At 37.2% G+C, this 20796-nt stretch carries 19 protein-coding genes and 1 tRNA gene; 11 read left to right on the top strand and 9 right to left on the bottom strand.

Translation table 11 applies throughout. From position 1 onward, the window contains the following. Nucleotides 1–85 precede the first annotated feature (85 nt). Complete coding sequence (locus tag LVD15_RS07110) at nucleotides 86–271, top strand: hypothetical protein (protein WP_233779603.1); 186 nt, start codon at nucleotides 86–88, stop codon at nucleotides 269–271. A 3-nt stretch (nucleotides 272–274) separates the two neighbouring features. Here the strand turns inward: LVD15_RS07110 and LVD15_RS07105 are convergent, their stop codons facing one another. Beyond that, nucleotides 275–1345, bottom strand: a complete 1071-nt coding sequence (locus LVD15_RS07105) for an isoaspartyl peptidase/L-asparaginase family protein (RefSeq protein WP_233779602.1) — start codon at nucleotides 1343–1345, stop codon at nucleotides 275–277. A 158-nt stretch (nucleotides 1346–1503) separates the two neighbouring features. Here LVD15_RS07105 and LVD15_RS07100 point away from each other — a divergent pair, with 158 nt between their 5' ends. Genes LVD15_RS07100 through LVD15_RS07090 form a run of 3 tightly spaced genes read left to right on the top strand, consistent with a single transcriptional unit; the run spans nucleotide 1504 to nucleotide 3282 of the window. After that, nucleotides 1504–1890: a TraR/DksA family transcriptional regulator gene (locus LVD15_RS07100; RefSeq protein WP_233779601.1), complete on the top strand. Its 387-nt coding sequence runs from the start codon at nucleotides 1504–1506 to the stop codon at nucleotides 1888–1890. 3 nt (nucleotides 1891–1893) lie between these two features. After that, complete coding sequence (gene scpB, locus LVD15_RS07095; RefSeq protein WP_233779600.1) at nucleotides 1894–2463, top strand: SMC-Scp complex subunit ScpB; 570 nt, start codon at nucleotides 1894–1896, stop codon at nucleotides 2461–2463. 36 nt (nucleotides 2464–2499) lie between these two features. Beyond that, entirely contained in the window at nucleotides 2500–3282 is a 783-nt protein-coding gene (locus LVD15_RS07090; RefSeq protein WP_233779599.1) for a pseudouridine synthase, read from the top strand. Here the strand turns inward: LVD15_RS07090 and LVD15_RS07085 are convergent. Next, nucleotides 3279–4664, bottom strand: coding sequence for a sensor histidine kinase (locus LVD15_RS07085; RefSeq protein ID WP_233779598.1), 1386 nt, complete (start codon nucleotides 4662–4664; stop codon nucleotides 3279–3281). The genes LVD15_RS07090 and LVD15_RS07085 overlap by 4 nt on opposite strands. Nucleotides 4665–4878: 214 nt before the next feature. Beyond that, nucleotides 4879–4951, bottom strand: a tRNA-Phe gene (locus LVD15_RS07080). Between the two features lie 81 nt (nucleotides 4952–5032). On the opposite strand from LVD15_RS07080, the gene LVD15_RS07075 reads away from it, so the two are divergent. After that, nucleotides 5033–6355: a 4Fe-4S dicluster domain-containing protein gene (locus tag LVD15_RS07075; RefSeq protein WP_233779597.1), complete on the top strand. Its 1323-nt coding sequence runs from the start codon at nucleotides 5033–5035 to the stop codon at nucleotides 6353–6355. A gap of 21 nt (nucleotides 6356–6376) precedes the next feature. Next, nucleotides 6377–7168, top strand: a complete 792-nt coding sequence (locus LVD15_RS07070) for a (Fe-S)-binding protein (protein ID WP_233779596.1) — start codon at nucleotides 6377–6379, stop codon at nucleotides 7166–7168. A gap of 20 nt (nucleotides 7169–7188) precedes the next feature. On the opposite strand, the gene LVD15_RS07065 is transcribed toward LVD15_RS07070, so the two are convergent. Continuing rightward, nucleotides 7189–8076, bottom strand: coding sequence for a hypothetical protein (locus tag LVD15_RS07065; RefSeq protein WP_233779595.1), 888 nt, complete (start codon nucleotides 8074–8076; stop codon nucleotides 7189–7191). 148 nt (nucleotides 8077–8224) lie between these two features. On the opposite strand from LVD15_RS07065, the gene LVD15_RS07060 reads away from it, so the two are divergent. Both LVD15_RS07060 and LVD15_RS07055 read left to right on the top strand, forming a co-directional pair. Further along, entirely contained in the window at nucleotides 8225–8602 is a 378-nt protein-coding gene (locus LVD15_RS07060) for a hypothetical protein (RefSeq protein ID WP_233779594.1), read from the top strand. A 44-nt stretch (nucleotides 8603–8646) separates the two neighbouring features. Beyond that, nucleotides 8647–11628, top strand: coding sequence for an AsmA family protein (locus LVD15_RS07055; RefSeq protein ID WP_233779593.1), 2982 nt, complete (start codon nucleotides 8647–8649; stop codon nucleotides 11626–11628). Nucleotides 11629–11785: 157 nt separating this feature from the next. Here the strand turns inward: LVD15_RS07055 and LVD15_RS07050 are convergent, their stop codons facing one another. Further along, nucleotides 11786–12571, bottom strand: coding sequence for an Fpg/Nei family DNA glycosylase (locus LVD15_RS07050; RefSeq protein WP_233779592.1), 786 nt, complete (start codon nucleotides 12569–12571; stop codon nucleotides 11786–11788). Between the two features lie 172 nt (nucleotides 12572–12743). On the opposite strand from LVD15_RS07050, the gene LVD15_RS07045 reads away from it, so the two are divergent. Both LVD15_RS07045 and feoB read left to right on the top strand, forming a co-directional pair. After that, the gene (locus LVD15_RS07045; protein WP_202241582.1) at nucleotides 12744–12968 is read left to right on the top strand and encodes a FeoA family protein; all 225 of its coding nucleotides are present in this window, start codon (nucleotides 12744–12746) and stop codon (nucleotides 12966–12968) included. Next, complete coding sequence (feoB, locus tag LVD15_RS07040; protein ID WP_233779591.1) at nucleotides 12969–15083, top strand: ferrous iron transport protein B; 2115 nt, start codon at nucleotides 12969–12971, stop codon at nucleotides 15081–15083. Here the strand turns inward: feoB and LVD15_RS07035 are convergent. After that, the gene (locus tag LVD15_RS07035) at nucleotides 15080–15514 is read right to left on the bottom strand and encodes a hypothetical protein (RefSeq protein WP_233779590.1); all 435 of its coding nucleotides are present in this window, start codon (nucleotides 15512–15514) and stop codon (nucleotides 15080–15082) included. The genes feoB and LVD15_RS07035 overlap by 4 nt on opposite strands. 72 nt (nucleotides 15515–15586) lie before the next feature. Between LVD15_RS07035 and LVD15_RS07030 the strand changes: the two genes are divergently transcribed. After that, complete coding sequence (locus LVD15_RS07030) at nucleotides 15587–17395, top strand: MutS-related protein (RefSeq protein WP_233779589.1); 1809 nt, start codon at nucleotides 15587–15589, stop codon at nucleotides 17393–17395. A 149-nt stretch (nucleotides 17396–17544) separates the two neighbouring features. On the opposite strand, the gene LVD15_RS07025 is transcribed toward LVD15_RS07030, so the two are convergent. The 3 genes from LVD15_RS07025 to LVD15_RS07015 all read right to left on the bottom strand — a co-directional run bounded on the left by LVD15_RS07025 (nucleotide 17545) and on the right by LVD15_RS07015 (nucleotide 20735). Continuing rightward, a complete protein-coding gene (locus tag LVD15_RS07025) occupies nucleotides 17545–18096 on the bottom strand; it encodes a hypothetical protein (protein ID WP_233779588.1) in 552 nt (183 codons plus the stop codon). Between the two features lie 86 nt (nucleotides 18097–18182). After that, the gene (locus tag LVD15_RS07020) at nucleotides 18183–19622 is read right to left on the bottom strand and encodes an N-acetylmuramoyl-L-alanine amidase (protein ID WP_233779587.1); all 1440 of its coding nucleotides are present in this window, start codon (nucleotides 19620–19622) and stop codon (nucleotides 18183–18185) included. 69 nt (nucleotides 19623–19691) lie between these two features. Then, a complete protein-coding gene (locus LVD15_RS07015; protein ID WP_233779586.1) occupies nucleotides 19692–20735 on the bottom strand; it encodes a SanA/YdcF family protein in 1044 nt (347 codons plus the stop codon). Between the last annotated feature and the right edge of the window lie 61 nt (nucleotides 20736–20796).

The following is a 20796-nucleotide window of genomic DNA, read 5'->3' as shown; positions in this document are numbered from 1 at the left end:
GGTTAAAAATTTTACAGAAAACGATTGCAATCAAAACTATAATTAAGTTTTTTTAGTTATCTTACTACATTAAACCGTGCTAGTTATGAATTGTGTAATCGACAACTCTATCCTTTTTCATTTACGACAAGGTCGTAAAATGGAAGTAATTAGAAGATACATCAAAATGAAGTATCGCATTAACATGGATATGGCGACTCTTAAAAAAAGAGTCAAACATATCAATGCCACACAGCTGGAATTAACCAGTCATGCATTAGTAGGAAATTAACTTCTAATTTCCATACATAAATATTTTAGGCTTGCTTCCATCCTTAATATAGCCGCGAAACATTCCGGCTGTATTGAAGGTCATGGAAATATTGCCTTTTTTGTCAAGCGCTATAACTCCACCAGTTCCTCCCGTTTCGGTTAATTTGCGGGTTATCACTTCCGTAGTGGCCTCTTCTAAAGAAATATTTTTGTATTTCATATTGGCGGCGATATCATAGGCAATTACATTTCTTATGAAAAATTCTCCATGTCCGGTGCTAGATACTCCACAAGTAGCATTGTCAGCATAGGTGCCTGCCCCTATGATGGGTGAATCACCAATTCTGCCATATTTTTTATTAGTCATGCCACCGGTTGAGGTGCCGGCCGCAATATTGCCATTAGCATCTAGAGCTACACAGCCAACAGTGCCAAACTTATAGTCTGGGTAGGTTTGCATATAAGCAGTTTCCTTTTTCTCCTGCTGCTCTTTTATTTTTTCAAATTGATCAAATCGTCTCTGATCAAAAAAGTAGGACGGGTCTACTATTTCCAGTCCTGCTTCTTTAGCAAAAAGTTCGGCACCTTGCCCTGACATCATTACATGAGGCGATTGCTCCATTACTGCTCTGGCAGCTAATATTGGGCTTTTTATGGTGCTAACTCCGGCTACTGCGCCTGCCATACCTGTACTGCCATCCATAACCGAGGCATCTAGTTCATTTTTACCTTGGTTGGTAAACACGGCACCTATACCTGCATTAAAAAGGGGTGAACTTTCCATTACTTGTATGGTGGCTGTTACTGCATCCATAGCTGTCTTTCCTTCTTTAAGTGCAGCATAGCCCGTCATCAAGGCTTCCTCTAGTTTAGCTTTATAGGCCTCTTCCCGTTCGGGAGTCATGTTTTCTTTTATGATATTTCCGGCTCCGCCATGTATTACTAATGTGATGGGAATAGAGTCATGAACCACTTCAGGACTTTTAGTGTTATCTGCTGAATAATCATTTTTTTGCTCTTGATTAGCGCATGAATTCAGGCAGAATAGAAAAATTAATAAATAATTAATGAAGATCAGATGTCTTAAATTCATAATTAAGGGTTTAATTTGCAGCTTAAATTGACCATGAATATAATCTTTTTTCACTTTTTGTAAATGAGAATTATTTCAGGTGAATTTTGTGTTGTTGGTTTTCATATTATATTTTGGGTGATTTATTGTAATGAAAGTTTCATTTTAAACATATAACCATGGGTAATGAAGAAAAGACCAGATACTCTGATGCTGAACTAGCGGAGTTTGAAACGTTAATAAACGAAAAGCTTGAGAAGGCAAAAGGAGAGCTTAAAATTCTTAAAGGCACATTAAATAAAAGTAATGATGAAGGTACTGATACCACTTCTGGTAATACTAAAGTATTAGAAGATGGAGCAGATACTGCTGAAAAAGAAAATTTAAGCCAACTGGCCGCCAGGCAACAAAAATTCATCAATAACCTTGAAAACGCCTTGGTAAGAATTAAAAATGGTACATATGGTGTTTGCTCGGTTACAGGAAAGCTTATTTCTAAAGAAAGGTTAAAAGCTGTGCCTCATACTACACAGTCTATTGAGGCTAAATTGAGTCAGCAAAACTAAGATTTGGATTTTTTACAAAACCATATTGAAGCATTAATATTCTGTTCGCCAGCTCCTATATTAGAAAAGGAGCTGCAATCTTGCTTATCAGAAATGTTTGAGGCCGATGTTCCTATAGAAGATATAGAGAATGTATTAGGTAAACTAAAGGATAAGTATGAGCAGGATGAATTTTCTTTTAGTCTTGATCACACAGGTGGAGGTTATCAGTTTCTTACCAAGCCAGCCTATCAGGCAAGTATTGGCATTTTGCTTAAGCAGCAATCAAAAAGGAGGCTTTCAACTTCTGCCTTAGAGACTTTATCAATAATAGCGTATAAGCAACCGGTTACTAAAGGTGATATGGAAAGTATACGTGGTGTTAACTGTGACTATGCAGTGCAAAAGCTTTTGGAAAAAGGACTGATTGAAATAAAAGGAAAGTCAGATGCTATTGGCCGGCCATTGTTATATGGTACCAGTGACAGCTTTATGGAATATTTTGGCATTAATAGCCTTAATGAACTCCCTACTCCAAAAGATTTTACCGAGATAGACGATAATGTCATCGGTGAAGAATCAGACAATAATTAATTAATAATAATAATCCAGTAGTGATACTGCGTTTCTATGAAACAGAAAAGGAACTCTTCCAAAAGAGTAAAACGCGTCTCTAAAAAAGAGACCACTCAAACCACCCCATCAACTGATGTTCGATTAAATAAATACATTGCTAACTCTGGCGTATGCTCCAGACGTGAGGCAGACAAGCTAATCGAGGAGGGTGAAATTAAAGTAAACGGTAATGTTATAACTGAGATGGGCTTTAAGGTGAAGCCAAACGATACTGTTTATTATAAAGGTAAAAAGCTGATACCTGAGAATAATGTCTATCTCTTATTAAATAAGCCTAAAGATTTTATTACTACTACTGATGATCCTGAAAACCGAAGAACGGTAATGGATCTGATAAAAACTGCCTGTAAAGAAAGGATTTATCCGGTAGGTAGGTTAGATAGAAATACCACAGGCCTATTGTTATTTACCAATGATGGAGAGTTAGCCAAAAAGCTCGCTCACCCTTCACACAAGGTAAGAAAAATCTATAAGGTAGACCTTGATAAGAATATTACCAAGGAGCATTTTATTCAAATCCAGGAAGGACTTACGCTTGATGACGGAGTGGCCATGGTAGATAACCTGGCTATGATAGATGGTAACAGGAGCCAGCTGGGTATCGAGATTCATATTGGTCGTAACCGAATTGTAAGAAGAATATTCGAGCACCTGGGTTATGAAGTGGTGAAGCTTGATAGAGTGATGTATGGTCCTTTAGATAAGCTCAACCTACCTAGAGGTAAGTGGAGAATGCTTACTGAAAAGGAAGTTATAAAACTAAAGCATATGAATTAACCAGCCAATGCGGGAAGGCTCACTTTAAAGCATGAGCCTTTTCCGTAGGTGGAATGGACACTTACTTTTCCATTAAGCTTTATAGCCGCTTCTTTTACTATGTATAAGCCGAGCCCGGAACCTACAGAATCTCCCGAAGCTCGGTAAAACATATCAAATATCTTCTGATGGTTTTCTGGCTTTATGCCTCTGCCATTATCTTCTACTGTAATATATACCCGGCCTTGATCCTTTACAAGAGACACCTTTATATAAGGATTGGACTTATGGAAGTCGTGGTATTTAATAGAGTTAGTGATCAGGTTATGTAGTATAGTCGTAATCTTAATTTTATCACTTAAGAAAAACTCTTCATTGGTTTCGCAGATAAAGTCTATGTGCGTAGCGCCTTTATTAAACTCTAGGTTCGTTTCTATCTCCTTTACTATTTCTTTAAAGTTTAATGGCTCTATTTTGAGCTGATATTTAGCGCTTTTAGCGTAGCTGATAATATCGTCTATTACAGAGTCCAGCTTATCCACACGGCCCTCTATTTTTTCAAAAAACTCTAAAGCATATTCATCCTTAATATGTACTTTCCCTAGTGTTACCAGGCCTGTAATGGACGCTAAAGGAGATCTTAAGTCATGTGATGTGCTATAAAAGAAGTGATCCAGATCATCATTGGCTCTTTCCAGCTCCTTCCTTTCGTTTTCCAATAGCCATATGGCCATTCCCATACCTATTAGAGCTTCTAAAAAGAAGTCCAGTAAGCCTAGGTATTGGATGTAGGGAAATTTGATATGCACATTGATAATAGGAAGAAAGCCTACTAAAAAGTAATTGAACTGTTCGCTACCATAAATGATAAAAGCAATTATAAGCAGGCGCTTACCTAAACTTTTGTCATGTGAGAGGTTGGTGATCATCCAAATGCCTGTAATGAAAAAGGCGGCTCCCATTATTAAAGATCGTAAGCCTACGCGTATAAAGAACCTGTTTTCTGATATCTGTGAATTATCAATGAATAACACACTCGAGGCAATAGCTAGCAATATCGAAATGATCAATATTAATCTTAAATGAGCGGAGGCAAATTTACGGTTCTTCACCAGCTCCCAGGTTCCTATGAGTAATAGGGAGGCTTCTATGTAAGCAAAGCTTATGGTAATAGCTGAGAGTGATATCCTTATGGGGTTGTAGATACTATAGATCCAGGTAGAATACAAGTGCAGTCCGGAGGTGAGCATGTACATAGAGAAGGCGAGCCAGCTCCAAGCCCAAAGTTTTAAATAATGACGTTTATAAATTCTGAAAGTGTATAGAAATAATAAGGCCAGTATGATGGCCCATACACCCTGAATTAAATATTGCGAAAATATTCTTACTGAAAGTTCTGACAATGGAATTTAATTAAGCTGGTAAGTTAGGCACTTGTGAGTAAGTTATCAAGAAGGATTATAAATTAACCTTAAAAATAGTATGCTTGCATACTATTTTGTTAAAGAAAATACTAACTTTATATATGCTACTAAAACTATTTAAATCGATTGAAAGAATGAAAAACGAAACTATTGGGCATAAAAAAAGCCTCACTAAAATAGCGAGGCTTTTGGGTGGTGCTGAGTGGGCTCGAACCACCGACTCACGGATTTTCAGTCCGATGCTCTACCAACTGAGCTACAGCACCTTGTTAAGAGGATGCAAAACTATGTAAAATTATTTTTGATGCAAATAAATGCTACACTTTTTTAGATAAAAATTTTTCAGAATGGAATATTTACAACAGATACTGTTTCTCATAACCCTCGGTATCGCATCATTTATACTTTATAAGCGCATAGCCAGAATCCGCTCTAATATTATGTTAGGCAAGGATATTGACCTAAATAATCATAAATCACAGCGGCTAAATAATATGCTGCTAATCGCTTTTGGGCAAAAGAAAATGTTCAAAAGACCAGTGCCGGCTTTTTTACACTTCTTAATATATTTTGGCTTTTTGGTAATTAACCTGGAGGTGCTGGAGTTTGTAATAGACGGTCTTACTGGGCATCATAGAATTTTTGCTCCCTTACTAGGAGGTCTTTACCCAGTGTTGATGAATATATTTGAGTTTCTGGCCGTAGCTGTACTAATTTCTTGTGTTATCTTTTTAATAAGGAGAAATGTTATTAAGGTAAAACGCTTTCACGCCAGAGAGATGACCTCATGGCCTACGCTGGATGCTAATCTTATATTGATAATTGAGATTGTGCTTATGCTGGCTATTCTTACCATGAATGCCTCTGATCAGCTGCTTCAGTTAAAGAATGATCATTACCCAGACACTGGCCATCTGTTTTTTAGCAGTTTTTTAATTCCTCTTTTTGACGGAATGAGTGAAGGTACGCTCGTATTTATAGAGCGCTTTGCCTGGTGGTTTCATATTGTAGGTATATTAGGCTTTGCTGTATATATTACCTTCTCTAAGCATTTACACATATTTCTTGCTTTCCCTAATACCTATTATGGTGATGTTACTCCAAAGGGTGAAATGAGGAATATGGATGCCGTTACTAACGAAGTAAATATGATGCTGGGCATACAAACGGAACAGCCGGCTGAGGCACCGGCAGAAATTGCCCGCTTTGGCGCTAAAGATGTTAATGACCTCACATGGAAAAATGTAATGAATGCCTATGCCTGTACGGAGTGTGGTAGGTGTACTTCTGAGTGCCCGGCCAATCAAACAGGTAAGTTGCTATCACCCAGAAAAATTATGATGGATACCCGTGATAGAGCCGAAGAGGTAGGTAAAAGTCTGGCCAAGGGAGGTAAAGGTTTGGAAGATGGTAAATCGCTTTTAGGTGATTATATAACCAAAGAGGAGATTAATGCATGCACTAGCTGTAATGCGTGCGTGGAGGCTTGCCCTATAAGTATAAATCCGCTGGAAATAATACTGGAAATGAGAAGGTATGTGGCTATGGAAGAGTCTGGCTCTCCTGCTTCCTGGAATAGTATGTTTCAAAACATCGAAACCAATTTTGCCCCCTGGAAATTTGCTCCTACTGATAGGTTTAAGTGGGCAGAGGAATTTAAAGAGGATTAAAAAATTAAAAGAAATTAGATTATGAGTGAATATAAGGTACCCACTATGGCAGAGATGGCTTCTGCCGGAGAATCACCTGAAATACTTTTTTGGGTTGGTTGCGCAGGTTCATTTGATGATAGATATAAAAACGTTACCCGAGCATTTATTAAAATATTGAATAAGGTAGGAATTTCTTTTGCTGTACTTGGCGAAGAAGAAACTTGTACCGGAGACCCGGCCAGAAGAGCGGGGAATGAATTTCTCTTTCAAATGCAGGCGGTGGCTAATATTCAGACGCTGAATGGCTATAATGTTAAAAAAGTGGTTACTGCCTGTCCGCATTGCTTTAACACTATAAAAAATGAATACCCGGCTCTTGGGGGTAATTATGAAGTGATGCACCACAGTTCTTTTTTACAGCAGCTGATTAATGAAGGTAAAGTGAGCCTAAAAGGTGGAGGCACTTTCAAAGGCAAAAAAATAACTTATCATGATTCTTGCTACTTGGGCAGAGCAAATAATATTTATGAAGCTCCCCGTCAGGTGCTGGAAGCGATTGATGCTGAGTTAGTGGAAATGAAGCGTTGCCGTACCAAAGGCTTTTGCTGTGGTGCTGGTGGAGCACAGATGTTCAAAGATGCCGAGAAGGGTAAGAAAGAAGTTAATATAGAGAGAACAGAAGAGGCATTGAATACCGGCGCTAATACCATAGCGGTTGCTTGCCCATTTTGCATGACAATGATGAGTGATGGGGTCAAGAATAAAGAAAAAGAAGCTGAAGTAAAAGTGAAGGATCTGGCGGAGCTGATTGCTGAGTCTGAAGGATTATAAAATAATCAAGTAGCCTTCCGCTATCGGGAGGCTACTGTTAAATCTGAGTTGATAAGCCTTTGAATTCTGGCTATCATAATGTCTTTATCGGAAGTAGAATATTGGCCAGACTCTAATATCTGAGTTCCTACTAATGCTCCGAATTCAATAATTCTTTCTGAGTTATAAAATAAATTAGCCTTTTCTAATTGGTTTAATGACTTCTCAAATTTCTGTTCATTAAAGGCATTTACCGCAAGATTAAAATATTGAAGGCCTGCTAACCCAGAAATGCTGGTGGCCTGGTTGATGCTATAGTTAAACTCATGCTGAGCAGGATCAACTTTTCGTGTGCCCGCTTTTTCAAAATCTTTGAGCCTTTCTTTTATTTCTTTAGGGTTAGTAATATAACCATATAGAGGATCGGTGCTTTCCATTAAAGCCACTCCCTGATCCGTTTCTATCTGCAAATAAATATGATAGTTAGTCTCTATGATTTCAAAAGGTACTTCTAACCTGTTAAGGATTACGGCATAGAAAGCAGTTCCTGAAAGGCAGTCATAGTTTCCACTTCGTAGTGTTTGTCCTAAAGTGGTATATTGAACATATCTTTTTAAAAACTTTCTGTGCACTTTATAAAAAAGCTGAGATAAATGTCTTCCAGAAATTTTATCTGCTGTAATTTTTTGATCGTAACGAGACAAGAAGTCTGTAAGATTTTTATCAGTCTCAGCCGCAAAGTCTGTAGTCATGCCCTCATCCGGAGCTAAAAGTAGATTTAACGCATTATCAGATTTAGACTTTAAATAACTCTCTATAAACTCTTTTTCAAATGATGATTGATACCTCAGATCGGAGGTTTGTTGGGCTAAGGTGGGGATAAACGAACCTAAAGCCACTGCTAGGGAAAAAATTATGATCTTCTGCATGGCCCTCTTGTTAAAACTTAACATTAAGTTAACATAAAAGAGGATAAAAGACAACATTTGTTAACATTAAGTTAACATTGGATTTTTTAGATCATAATACAATGTTGAGATAGGTATTGCGTTCATAAGGTAAGAACAAGGAGAATGGATGAAAAGATTAGCGTTGCTTTGCCTGATTGCAACCGTGGGATGTGTTGAGGATCAGGACACTTATAATGTACAAAGTCAGTGGTCAGTTTCTTGGAGTTCTGGGCAAGAACTGGTAAACGGAGAGCTGGTTTTGTATAAAGATAATTTGGCCAGACTACAAATCTACGGTAATAACACTTCGCTTTTTGTTAATGACACAGTGAAGGTTAATTATGAGTGGGATCTTAACGATAAGGAGCTTACCCTTAAGAGATTAGATAACCAGGTTTTATTAAAATATAGAGTGATAGAGCGCTCTCATAATGATATTGAGCTCTCATTTGCTGATGATGTGAAGGTTAATCTTCATCTCAAAAAGGACTACCCTAACATTTAATATTAATCTTTGCTAAATTTGTTTCTAATAAAATCTTAGCAAACATGAAGAAAGTCCTTATTATTTTTGGTAGTATCATCTTGATACTGTTGGCAGCTGCATTTATCATCCCCATAGCATTTAAGGATGAGATAAAAGCAAGCATAGATAAAGCCCTGGTTGAGTCTGTAGATGCTGATATAGTCTGGGATGTTGAGGACTTTAGTATCTCATTATTTAAAAATTTCCCTAATGCTACAGCTAACCTCAATAACTTTGGGGTTTTGAATCATGCTCCTTTTGATGGACAGTTGCTTTTTGCTGTACAGCAGTTTGAGGTGGAGGTAGATTTGTTTAGTCTCTTTGGTGATCAGATAAAAATTAAAGGGGTTAAGCTTAACCGACCTGAAGTATTTATCAAGGTGCTGGAAGATGGAAGAGCAAATTATGATATAGCTATTTCTGATTCTACCGCTGTGGAGGCTACTGTAGATACCACCGCTGTGGCTTATAATATTGGTATTGATCATTGGGAGATTAATAATGGCCACGTTGTTTATGATGACAAGTCCCTACCATTTAAGCTCGAACTAAAAGAGCTCAATCACACAGGTAGTGGAGATTTCACTCAAGATATTTTTGATTTAACTACCTATACCACTGCTGATTCGGTTACTGTTGATTTTGACGGAACAGAATACATTACCAATAAGCATGTAGAAATTGATGCTATTTTGAGTATCAGTGATGAGTATAGTAAATACACCTTTAAGGAGAATACCGCTAAGGTGAATGATTTTGCCTTAAGCTTTGATGGTTATCTGGCGTTGCTGGAAGATGGCAGCATGGATATGGACCTTACCTATGGTACCAAAGAAAATACTTTTAAGAGTCTGCTTTCGCTAGTACCAGGTGTGTACACAGAAAGTTTTAATGATATCCAAACAGAAGGTACTCTTGCCTTTGATGGCGGTGTAAAAGGGGTTTATGATAGTTTACATATGCCTGCTTTTAATGTTAATATGAAGGTTAATGATGCCATGTTTCAATATCCTGACTTGCCTACTGCCATTAAGAATATAAATATGGATTTGGCTGTAGATAATACTGACGGAGTTATTGATAATACTGTGGTAGACCTAAAACAGCTACACATGGAGTTTGGCAGCAATCCTTTTGATGCTAAGCTGCTTTTGAAGAACCTTTATAATTATGACATGGATGCTAATGTAAAGGGGAGTCTTAACCTTGAGGAGCTTAGCAAAATGTTTCCTATGGAAGGGATGGCTATAAAAGGAAACTTTAATATTGATATGTCTGCCTCAGGAGTATATGATAGCGTGAAGCAAATCATACCAAGCATTGATGCTACCATGAGCATGAAAAATGGATATGTTAAGACTTCTGATTTCCCTTATGCTTTAGAAAACTTAGGGTTTGATGCCAGTATTAAAGATCCTACCGGTAAAATGAAGGATTTCAAAGCGGTGGTTCAAAACTTTAAGATGGTTATGGATGGTCAGCCTTTTGAGGCCGGCTTGGTAGTGAGTAATCTGGATAACTATACTTGGGATGTTAATGCTAAAGGTGGTATAGACCTTGAAAAAATTACCAAGGTATTCCCACTTGAAGGAATGGAGCTTACCGGAAAAATTAATGCTGATCTTAAAACAGCAGGTAATATGGCTGAGCTGGAAGCAGAGAGATATCAAAATCTACCAACTAGCGGTAAAGTAAGCGTAGAGAGCTTTACTTATAAAGATAGTGAGTTGCCTTACGATGTTACCATTTCCAATGCCGCTGTATCTTTTGATCCTCAGAAAATGGCTATTGAGAACTTTAAAGGAACTGTAGGTAAAAGTGATATGGCTATTACTGGGTCAGTTTCTAATTATATAGGCTACATGTTTGGTGATAACCAAACCATAGAAGGTACTATGAACTTCAACTCTAACCTGTTGGATTTGAATGAGTTTATGGAAGAAGAGGAAGATCCTGCGCCTGCTATAGGAGAAGAAGAAGCTTCTTATGGAGTAATACAAGTACCAGAAAACATAGATTTTGTATTACATTCTAATATTAAAACCGTGAAAGTAATGGACATGGATATTACCAATGCTAAGGGTGATATTATAGTCCGTAATGGTATTGCTAACCTTAGTGATTTGAAATTTAATTTGCTTGGCGGTGCCTTTGCCGTAAATGGTGATTATAATGCGAAAGACATTAATGATCCTAAGTATAATTTCTCATTAGGTATAGAGAAACTTTCTATTCAAAAGGCCTTCCAAACATTTAGTATAGTACAAACATATGCTCCTATAGCTAAAACTGTAAACGGAGATGTGTCTACTGACTTTAAAATCAGCGGTGCTCTTGATAAAGAAATGATGCCTAAAATGGCTACTGTAAATGGAAGCGGCGTATTAGAAGTTCTTCAGGCTTCTATGAAAGACTCAAAAATAGTGAAGGGCATTACTAGTCTTACTAAGTTAAATAATACTGATCAGGTAACGCTTAAAGATGTTATGATGTCTATTAAAATAGAAGATGGTAAGCTTAAAGTGGAGCCGTTTGATGTGAAATTGGGAGATTATACTACTAATATTTCAGGTACTACGGCTTTAGATGGAGGTATTAACTATAATTTAAAGATGGATGTACCTGCGGGTAAATTAGGTACTCAGTTTAATAGCCTTATAGCTCAATATTCTGGTACGTCAAACTCTTCAGGTTCTACTATTCCTTTAAATATTGGAATTGGTGGTACTTATGATGATCCAAAGGCTACGCTAATAAGCAGTGAACAGAAAGAACAAGTAAAAGAAGCTGCTAAAGAAAAGGCTAAGGAAGAAGTAAAAGAAGCCGCTTCTGATCTGCTGGACAAGGTGAAAGATGAGAAGGCTAAAGAGGTAATTGGTAATATTCTGGGTAACAAAAAATCAGATACTACAGCTACCCAAAAAGAGGAACCTAAAGTAGATATGGATAAGGTAAAAGAAGAAGCTAAGGATAAAATAAAAGATCTTTTCAAAAAGAAAGATTAAAGAAATATAACCTGAACGAAAAGGGCTAACTCAAAAGTTACTTTTAAGTCAGATTCAGTTTTCTTGAAATCAATATCCAGTATGAATGGATAGATATTTCGAGTACATCAATCTGATATTTAATAATCAAGTAACTACTTTCGAGATAGCCCTTTTTTTACTTTTTAATTTGCCATTTCGGGCTTATAAAAGTGCCCCTTCCTCCTACTGTAATTTTTTCTAGTTCATCTCCTGTGTGGTAGCATTTACCTCCTTTTTTACGGTTGTGGATTAGAAAATAAGGAGGGAAATCATCATAATGAGCGTCCTTTTCAATGGCTACTTTGCACACATGCTGAATTTTTTCATAAATGATTTTCTTATCATCTGAGGTAAGGTGGTTTATTGGCGTTTCCGGGTGCATTTTGCTTTGGTAAAGTATATCATCAGCCATCCAGTTGCCAATGCCAGACATAGTCTTTTGGTTAAGTAGAAAGCTTTTAATTGGAGCTTTACGTCCTTCCAAACTTTTGATGAATGCCTCCATGCTAGTGTCTAGAGCATCAGGGCCTAGGTTATTATCTTGCTGAAACTTTTCTATGCTATCAGTGAGGTTTAACCAGCCGAATTTTCTTTTGCTGATGTATGATAACTTAAAGCCATTATCAAAGTAGAAAAGTACTTTTGAGTATTTGGGAATATCTTCTTCGTCTTTAAAATATTGCCAGTTGCCAGTCATTCCAAAATGTACTACTATGTATTTTGCTCCTGTGGTTTTTATGAAGATATACTTTCCTACTCGTGTGATGGCGGAGAAGGATTGACCCTCTATATGTTTTTTGAATGTAGGTATGGATACCTTGAGGAGCTTGGTGTCGGTGACTTCTGTTTTAATTACTTTTTTGTGAAGTACGGTGCTTTCCGCATATCTACGGTACATTTCTACTTCAGGTAGTTCAGGCATACTTTTTATTGGTTAACATTTGACTTTGCTAAAAGGTTAAAAATGTGCTCATTTCGCAAGTTAATGACAAAAATCAGTCAAATTAATGATCTTATTTTGAATTAAACCTTTGGCAAAAAGGCCGCTAGGTCATATCTTCGCAATAGTTTGTAATTAATCTAAATAAAAGAAGGTGAATACAAGAAGTGTAGTAGACTTGACCCCGGGAGAAAGTGGAATAATTAATGGCTTTATGGATGATACGCTTTCTTTGAAGCTATTGGAAATGGGATGTTTACCCGGCCAACCCATCAAATATAATTTTGCAGCGCCTCTTGGAGACCCAATCTGTGTAAGTGTGTCAGGATATAATCTTTCACTTAGATTAGACGAAGCTATTACTATTTCTATTCAGTAGATGTCAAAAAGGACCATTCCCAAAATTGCATTAGTAGGGAATCCTAATTCTGGCAAGTCATCGCTTTTTAATCACCTCACTGGATTAAACCAGAAAATAGGAAATTTCCCCGGAGTAACTGTAGATAAAAAAACGGGCATCTGTAATCTGGATGCTACACATAAGGCAGAAATTATTGACTTGCCTGGTACCTACAGTATTTATCCCAACTCTACAGACGAGAAAATCGTCTTCGATATACTAGGAAACAAGAACAACCCTCTCCATCCTGATATTGTAGTGGTAATTGTAGATGCCTCTAATTTTAAGAGGAATTTACTTTTATTTACTCAGCTTTATGATCTGCATATTCCTACCGTGTTAGTGCTTAACATGATGGACATTGTGGAAAAAACAGGCCTCAGCATAGATGAGAAGAAGCTTTCTAAAGAATTGGGTGTACCCGTTATACCTATGAAAGCCCGGAAAGGTAAAGGTGTTGATGTACTAAAAAACACCTTGCTAAATGATATGGACTACCACTTCAGTCCTATCTTCGATGCCAGATCGCACGCACCAGAGGCTATTGACTCGGTAAAAGAAATGTTCTCAATTGAAGAGGACTATGTAGCTTATCAAATGCTGCAGCAACATCGTATCAACCAGTCATTAACGCAAAATGAGAAGAATCTACTCACTGATCTGGTAGAAAAACATAACTTCTCAAGAGATGATCTTAGAAGAAAAGAAACGCTGGATAGGTATGCAGCCATTAATCATTTTATTGATGGATCAGTAAAAGAGAACTTTACTACGCTTCCTAAACACTGGACTCAGAGACTCGATAGAATATTTACGCATAAGATTTTTGGCTATGCTATATTCTTCCTGATCCTGTTCCTTATATTCCAATCGATATTTGCATGGGCAGAAGTGCCAATGGATCTTATCGATCTTACTTTTTCTGAGCTGGCCACATGGCTTAGCAATACCCTGCCACCTGGAGTACTTACCAGGTTGCTTACAGAAGGCATAGTGCCGGGCATAGGTGGTATTGTAATATTTATTCCTCAGATCGCTATTCTTTTTGCTTTTATAGCTATTCTGGAAGAGACAGGCTATATGTCACGGGTGGTTTTCCTTATGGATAAAATCATGCGTAAATTCGGCCTTAACGGCAAAAGTGTGGTGCCTCTTATCTCTGGGGTAGCCTGTGCTATACCTGCTATTATGGCTACCAGAACCATTGAAAACTGGAAAGAAAGGCTAATTACAATTTTCGTAACACCGCTAATGAGCTGTTCTGCTCGTTTGCCTATTTATACCATTTTGATAGCGCTTATTGTGCCAGACAGAAGTTTGTTCTGGTTTATTAACCTGCAAGGTGTGGCGCTTATGGGACTTTACTTATTAGGTTTTTTGGCTGCTATTATTTCTGCTTGGGTTATGAAACTCATTCTTAGAAGTAAAGAAAGAAGCTTCCTGGTAATGGAGCTGCCTACTTATAAAATGCCAAGATGGAAGAATGTGGGTATTACTATGTTCGAGAAGTCTAAGACCTTCGTATTTGAGGCAGGTAAAATCATTTTTGCTATTTCAATAGTATTGTGGGTGCTCGCTTCTTATGGCCCAGGTGATAGGATAGATAAAGCCGAGGAAGTAGTAATGGCAGAGACCCAGAATCAGCAGCTAACAGAGCGGCAACTGCATAATAAGATAGAATCTTATAAGCTGGAGAATTCCTATGCAGGTATCTTCGGTAAGACTATTGAGCCTGTTATTAAGCCATTGGGTTATGATTGGAAAATAGGTATAGCACTGATTACTTCCTTTGCTGCCCGTGAGGTATTTGTAGGTACAATGGCTACTATTTACAGTATAGGTGAAACTGATGATGAATTGACCATAAAGAATAGAATGAAGCGTGAGATTAACCCTGATACAGGAGGACCTCGCTACAGCTTGGCTACGGGCTCATCATTATTAATATTCTATGCCTTTGCTATGCAGTGTATGAGTACATTAGCTATAGTATACCGTGAAACTAAAGGGTGGAAATGGCCACTTATTCAGTTGCTGTATATGACTGCATTAGCTTATGTATCTGCTTTTATAGCCTACAATATATTTTCTTAAGGCTGAGTTTTTTCGCTTATAAGTTTTTTCCTGGCCCAGTTAGTAGCTACTTCCATGCTGCTTACCACTTTATAGTCTGTGGCGGGTGAACATATAAAAAACACCGTATTAAGGGTTATTTTCATGGGAGCAGATGGTGCTACATAGATTAACCCCAGGAGTTTTTCACTTATAAGCTTTTTGTGTTCCCTATAAAAATAGGCTAATTGTGATTTTTGGTCTACTGTAATTATTTTAGCTACTCTTAAGTCAGCAATAACTACTATTTTAGACTCCAGGTTTTCCAGAAATGACTTACAATCTATTAAATATTGATCGAATATTTCAGGTTTAGCACCTTCGGCATTAATTTTATTTAAATAAATGCCATTTTCAAGTTTTGTGAAATCAGAGTAAACTGGCATGAATATTTTTTGGTTGAACGAGTTCATTATTTTAAAGTTTATATCTACGTATAATAGATGCAAACTGGTTTCAAGTTATTATGAATATACAGTTTTAAAATGACAGAAAATAGCAATAGTATAAAAGAAAAGTTTTCAGACAAGGCTATTTCTTATGAAAATATCTTCCAAAAGCTCGAAAGGAAACATGCTTTTGTATCAGCTTTGCGCATAATTATTTTCCTAATCACCTTAGTATTAGTGGTGTGGCTTGCCAATGCTCGTCTGGTTACAGGTATGTTTATAAGCTCGGTAGTATTTTTAGTGGTATTTGTGTTGTTAGTAAAATATCATAATAAGTTGGGGCAAAAAAGGGATAATGCCAGAGCACTTATGCTTATTAATCATCATGAGCTTCAGAGGTTGGAATATAATTTTTCGGGTATAGATACCGGACTTAACTTCTTAGAGCCTGCACATCCTTATATTAAAGATCTCGATGTTTTTGGAGAGCATTCAATATATCAATTTATTCAAAGGTCTGACACGCCCAGCGGTAGGGCTACTCTGGCGCACTGGCTTAAAAATGCAGCCAATAGTAATGAAATTATTTCACGACAAGAGGCTGTAAAGGAACTGATTCCGGAGCTTAGCTGGCGGCAAAATTTTCAAGCCTCTGGTATGACCAGTCAGAAAGATGATAGCAAGACACAAGTACTGCTTAACTGGATTAATGAGCCTAATGAGGTGATTCATAAGGCCTGGCCTAAGGTGCTGTCATACGTGCTTCCAGGGCTTGCCTTAGCCAGCATGGCTGGCGTGATATGGTTAGGTACCAGCATATACTTTCTCATTGGTATGATGGCTATAAATGGTGTAGTTCTAAAACGATTTGTGGAATATGTAACCAATCTTACTGAAAAGACTTCTGCCGGAACCGAGGTATTAGGCGCTTATGGAAGAATGATCAGCCATATTGAAGATAAAGAATTTAAAGCTCCTAGGCTGGCAGAGTTAAGGCAAGTATTTGTTCATGAAAATGTAAAGGCTTCAGTTTCTATTCTAAAATTGAATAAGATTTTAGATTTCCTCCAGTCTCGAGCTAATTGGTTTTATGCCATATTTAACCTTTTCTTTTTGATGGATATTCATTTGGTATTAAGAGCTGAGAAATGGAAAAAGGAGCAACAGGCAGATATTAATAAGTGGTTTGAAAGCATAGGAGAATTAGAAGCGCTTTCGAGCTTTGCGGCAGTAGCGTATGCTAACCCTGATTATAATTTCCCTGCTGTTACAGAGGGAGCTTATAATATCAAAACCACTGCTCTGGGGCATCCACTTATTACACCTGGTACCCGAGTAAATAATGATCTGGAAATGAGTGGGGAAGGAACCATTAATATTATCACAGGTTCTAATATGTCAGGCAAGAGCACCTTCTTACGTACATTAGGCGTAAATATGGTTATGGCACTTGCAGGTGCTCCTGTTTGTGCCAGTGAAATGGAAACTTCTGTGTTTCAGATTTTCACCAGTATGCGTACAGAAGATAACCTGGAAGATAATACCTCTTCTTTTTATGCCGAGTTAAAACGAATACGCGCTTTATTAGATCTGCTTAAAGACAGCAAATGGCCAGTGTTATTTATGCTTGATGAAATACTCAAAGGAACCAATTCTATTGATAGACACAAAGGAGCCTCTGGGCTTGTACGGCAACTTGTAGATGAAAAAGCAATGGGATTTGTATCTACCCATGACTTGGATCTTGGACAGCTGGAAAACGAGTTAGAAGGTGTTAAAAACTATAGCTTTAATAGTATAATAGAGAATGATGAAATCATTTTTAACTATAAGCTGGAAGAAGGTTTATGCAAGAGCTTTAATGCTAGTAAGCTAATGGAAAAAATAGGAATTAGGATTCAGTAAGCTATAATAAAGAGAGGCTGTTTCAAAAGCAGAACTAGATTAGTGAATGTCTTATTGAGATAGTCGAAATGTTTACTGATCATAATAATGATCATTTCGAGTGCTTCAGTTTGACTAAACTTTTACTTTTGAAACAGCCTTTTAAATATTTATTTTCTTCCTTTTGATGCTCCTGGAGAAGGAAGGTCTTCTAACCCTAAGGCTTCTATTACTGTCTGATAAGATAAATCTTGTCTGCCTGTGGTGCTCCAAAATTCGCCAGGCACTACCACTACTCTTATAATCCATGCATCGGTCTCATTTGGCTCTAAAAGATCAAGATCGAAATCACCATCTAGAAATACCTTTACATCTCCCAATGTAAAATTATACTTGTACTGAAGTATTCCGTTATCAGTAATTAATGTGTTAGGTAGTGGAGTCCATACATCAAGGCCCTCCTCTACTCCATTATACATGTATACAAGAGCTATATCACTATCAAGGCCCTCGAAATCCGATGGATAAGGTAATATTACAATATAATCGTTTTCTGCTGTGAAGTCAACATCCTCATACTCAAAAATAAACGATCCTGGACCTTCAGGGCCTTCTGGCCCTTGGGGACCCTGCGGACCTTGAGGTCCCACATCTCCTTCGCCACATGCGCTTAATAAAAATAATACAGAGAGGCTGTATAGTAGGTAAATAGTCTTTTTCATAATTAATTATATTTGGAAGTAGTTAAACTTAACCAAAGATCAGGCCAGTTAAAAATATGGCCTGAAATTAACCAGAAATCAGCTAGTTACCTCTTTTGTTTCTTTTCTTTTAAGAATTCCTGATAGGCTTCTTCATCACCGTATTTATCTTCATACAGTGCATCGAGTGTTTTAGAATATTCCTGATTGTAGTTTAGCCAGTGTTCAATAGCACTGAAATACACTTGAGCAACCTCTTTCACTCTGCTGCTGGTTCTGATGCCTTCTATTGTATAATCAGTTTTACCTAGTAATGGTATTTCATCAACATTATCTTGATAAAGAGCTTCTGTATAGCCAATCGGTCCTTTTACTACTCTGGTTAAGTACAGGTTTCTGTGGTATACACCAGTAGAAAGGTCAGAAAGGATAGAGTAATTTTCGGCAAAGCCAAAGTCATTATCTACCGGTACAGCTTCTACTTTAAGCTCATCGTTAAGCGCTTTTATTATGTTAGAAGCAAATACGTTTGACTCTTCCAGATCATGAGAAACTAACAGTCTTAATAGCTCAAATCTTTGATCTAGTTGTTCGTTGCCATCTATCTCAAAGCCCATAAATGAACCCGGAATAAATACCATGCTGTAATTACTGTTTACAGGCTTAAGGTACTTATCATTATATCTAGGGTTATTTTCACTGGCATTAAAGTGAATAACTAGTGTCAGATCAGGGTCGAACTCATTGATTTTATTGGCTCTTTGTACAAAATCCATATTTCTGTACACATCATAGAAAAGCATAAAGTCAGTGGCATCTCCTGATAAAAAATAGTCTAATTTTTCACGATTGAACCAGTCACTTTTGTATCCTGCTACGATATCATTTTTTCTGGTACTGGAATTTTTCCATTCTTCAAAAGTAGAACCCATGGAGCTTTTACCATAGTCATGAGTGAGCATTACCTTAGCACCTTTGTCCTCAAGCATTTCTTTTAGTCTGAGCGCGGTGGTGTAAGCCAGGTTGGCTTCGAAAAAGGAAATATCTCTTTTTTGCTTATAGTATTTGCCTTCTACTTTTACGTACCTTTTTTCAAATTCTGCCTGCTCAAAGTTACCGGCCATATGACCAGGGTCAAGCGCTATTTTTAAGCCTTTAAATTCACTTACAGGATATTTGGCAGGGTCCACGTGGGTATCATTGATTCCGTAGAAATATTGAGTTCCTTTTCTTTTAAGGATATCTATAATTTCTTCATTGGTCTTAGTTTCCAACAGCTCGTTAAAGTGAGGCATTTCGCGCCAGTGAAGTACAAATTCTGGCTTATTAACCTTTTGGCTGGTGGAGTAGATGTACAGGCCTCGGTCATTTGCTACCACATTGTCTAAACATTCGGCCTCTTTACATAGAAATTGTAAATTTCTATTTACCCGATCCATGTAAAACTGTTTTACTGGTATCGGTTCAATCTTTTGGGAAAAAGATGGAGATGAAAAAGTAGCCGAAAAGGCAATAATAAAAAATAACCTGAAGAATGAATTTTTCATGAATCAGTGATTTAATCCCTTAACTTTGAAATTTTTTAGCTAATATCAAAGATTTTGATCTATATATATCTATACGGTTCTTCTTTTTTTACCAAAGTCGAAAGCATCATAAGAAAGGTATATTGCTATACCTAAGTATATGAGTATAAATGCAATAAAAACAAGATCTCTTTGACCGAAATTAATTTGCCGCCTTACTCCTGTAGTACCATACTCTGGTTGCGTGTTTAATACAGCTATATCCAGAATCATTTTTGGTACTGCCAGATGTTCTCTCACAAACATGGCCCAGTTCATATCGCCTTTGGCTTCGTAGCCGCGGGCATCTACACCGAAGTGCCATGAGAGAAATAATGCTCGTTGCAAATGAAATCCTTGGCTTACAATTACAACATCTTGCATGCCAAAGTATCTTTTGGAACGAACAATAGAGTCTAAGGTTCGGAATCCGGCAAAATCTAATTTAATGATTTTTTTAGGAATGCCCCGTTTTACGAGGCTGTGCATCATATCTGCCGGTTCGTTATAATCTGCAGTGCTGTTATCTCCACTAATTAGTATTTTAGAGATATAACCTGCATCATATAGTTCTTTTACGGCATCGATACGTGCGGTGTAATAGAAGTTTTCGTGTACACCATCTTGCAACATTTTACTGGTGCCTAATAGTAATACTGTGTATTTCCTTTTTTCCAGATCAGTTGTTTTTGAGGCTATTCTTGTGTTAGAGTAAAAATCTACAAAGAGGTTAGCCATAAAAATGAAAAGTAGTGTAGTAAAAACTAAGCTTAGTAGTCTTTTGGCCATCCATAGTAAACCATCCAGAAAAAAAGTACCTGAATAAAACTTATCCAGTTTATAAAGCACAAAATGGTCTACAACACTGTGTATTACCAAAATGGTGGCAGCCAAAAAGAAGAAGCCAAGAATATTCCAGCTGTCTACATTGGCAAAATACCCTGTTGTTCGTTCCCAAACAGAGGAAAGTGTTTGCTGTCCATTATTGATGTCTGATATCAATGTACTGATATCACTATAATAAAAAGGAATTAGAAATAGGACAACCAGTAAGACAAGAATAAAAATGTAAAGTAGAAACTTTAAACCTTTCATAGGTAATAATAGCAAAAAAGTAAGTATTGTAACCCGCTATAGATGAGTAAAAGTATAAAAG

The organism is Fulvivirga maritima (assembly GCF_021389955.1).
Lineage (GTDB): Bacteria > Bacteroidota > Bacteroidia > Cytophagales > Cyclobacteriaceae > Fulvivirga > Fulvivirga maritima.
This window is presented reverse-complemented; position numbering and strand designations above follow the sequence as displayed.

Excerpts from the sequence above, each read along its gene's own strand:
- LVD15_RS07050 (WP_233779592.1), bottom strand. The coding sequence starts at position 12,571 with ATGCCTGAACTACCTGAAGTAGAAATGTACCGTAGATATGCGGAAAGC.
- LVD15_RS07100 (WP_233779601.1), top strand. The coding sequence starts at position 1,504 with ATGGGTAATGAAGAAAAGACCAGATACTCTGATGCTGAACTAGCGGAG.
- LVD15_RS07030 (WP_233779589.1), top strand. The coding sequence starts at position 15,587 with ATGACAGAAAATAGCAATAGTATAAAAGAAAAGTTTTCAGACAAGGCT.
- LVD15_RS07065 (WP_233779595.1), bottom strand. The coding sequence starts at position 8,076 with ATGCAGAAGATCATAATTTTTTCCCTAGCAGTGGCTTTAGGTTCGTTT.
- LVD15_RS07025 (WP_233779588.1), bottom strand. The coding sequence starts at position 18,096 with ATGAAAAAGACTATTTACCTACTATACAGCCTCTCTGTATTATTTTTA.
- LVD15_RS07060 (WP_233779594.1), top strand. The coding sequence starts at position 8,225 with ATGAAAAGATTAGCGTTGCTTTGCCTGATTGCAACCGTGGGATGTGTT.
- LVD15_RS07105 (WP_233779602.1), bottom strand. The coding sequence starts at position 1,345 with ATGAATTTAAGACATCTGATCTTCATTAATTATTTATTAATTTTTCTA.
- LVD15_RS07110 (WP_233779603.1), top strand. The coding sequence starts at position 86 with ATGAATTGTGTAATCGACAACTCTATCCTTTTTCATTTACGACAAGGT.
- LVD15_RS07035 (WP_233779590.1), bottom strand. The coding sequence starts at position 15,514 with ATGAACTCGTTCAACCAAAAAATATTCATGCCAGTTTACTCTGATTTC.
- LVD15_RS07075 (WP_233779597.1), top strand. The coding sequence starts at position 5,033 with ATGGAATATTTACAACAGATACTGTTTCTCATAACCCTCGGTATCGCA.
- feoB (WP_233779591.1), top strand. The coding sequence starts at position 12,969 with ATGTCAAAAAGGACCATTCCCAAAATTGCATTAGTAGGGAATCCTAAT.
- LVD15_RS07070 (WP_233779596.1), top strand. The coding sequence starts at position 6,377 with ATGAGTGAATATAAGGTACCCACTATGGCAGAGATGGCTTCTGCCGGA.
- LVD15_RS07020 (WP_233779587.1), bottom strand. The coding sequence starts at position 19,622 with ATGAAAAATTCATTCTTCAGGTTATTTTTTATTATTGCCTTTTCGGCT.
- LVD15_RS07090 (WP_233779599.1), top strand. The coding sequence starts at position 2,500 with ATGAAACAGAAAAGGAACTCTTCCAAAAGAGTAAAACGCGTCTCTAAA.
- LVD15_RS07015 (WP_233779586.1), bottom strand. The coding sequence starts at position 20,735 with ATGAAAGGTTTAAAGTTTCTACTTTACATTTTTATTCTTGTCTTACTG.
- LVD15_RS07055 (WP_233779593.1), top strand. The coding sequence starts at position 8,647 with ATGAAGAAAGTCCTTATTATTTTTGGTAGTATCATCTTGATACTGTTG.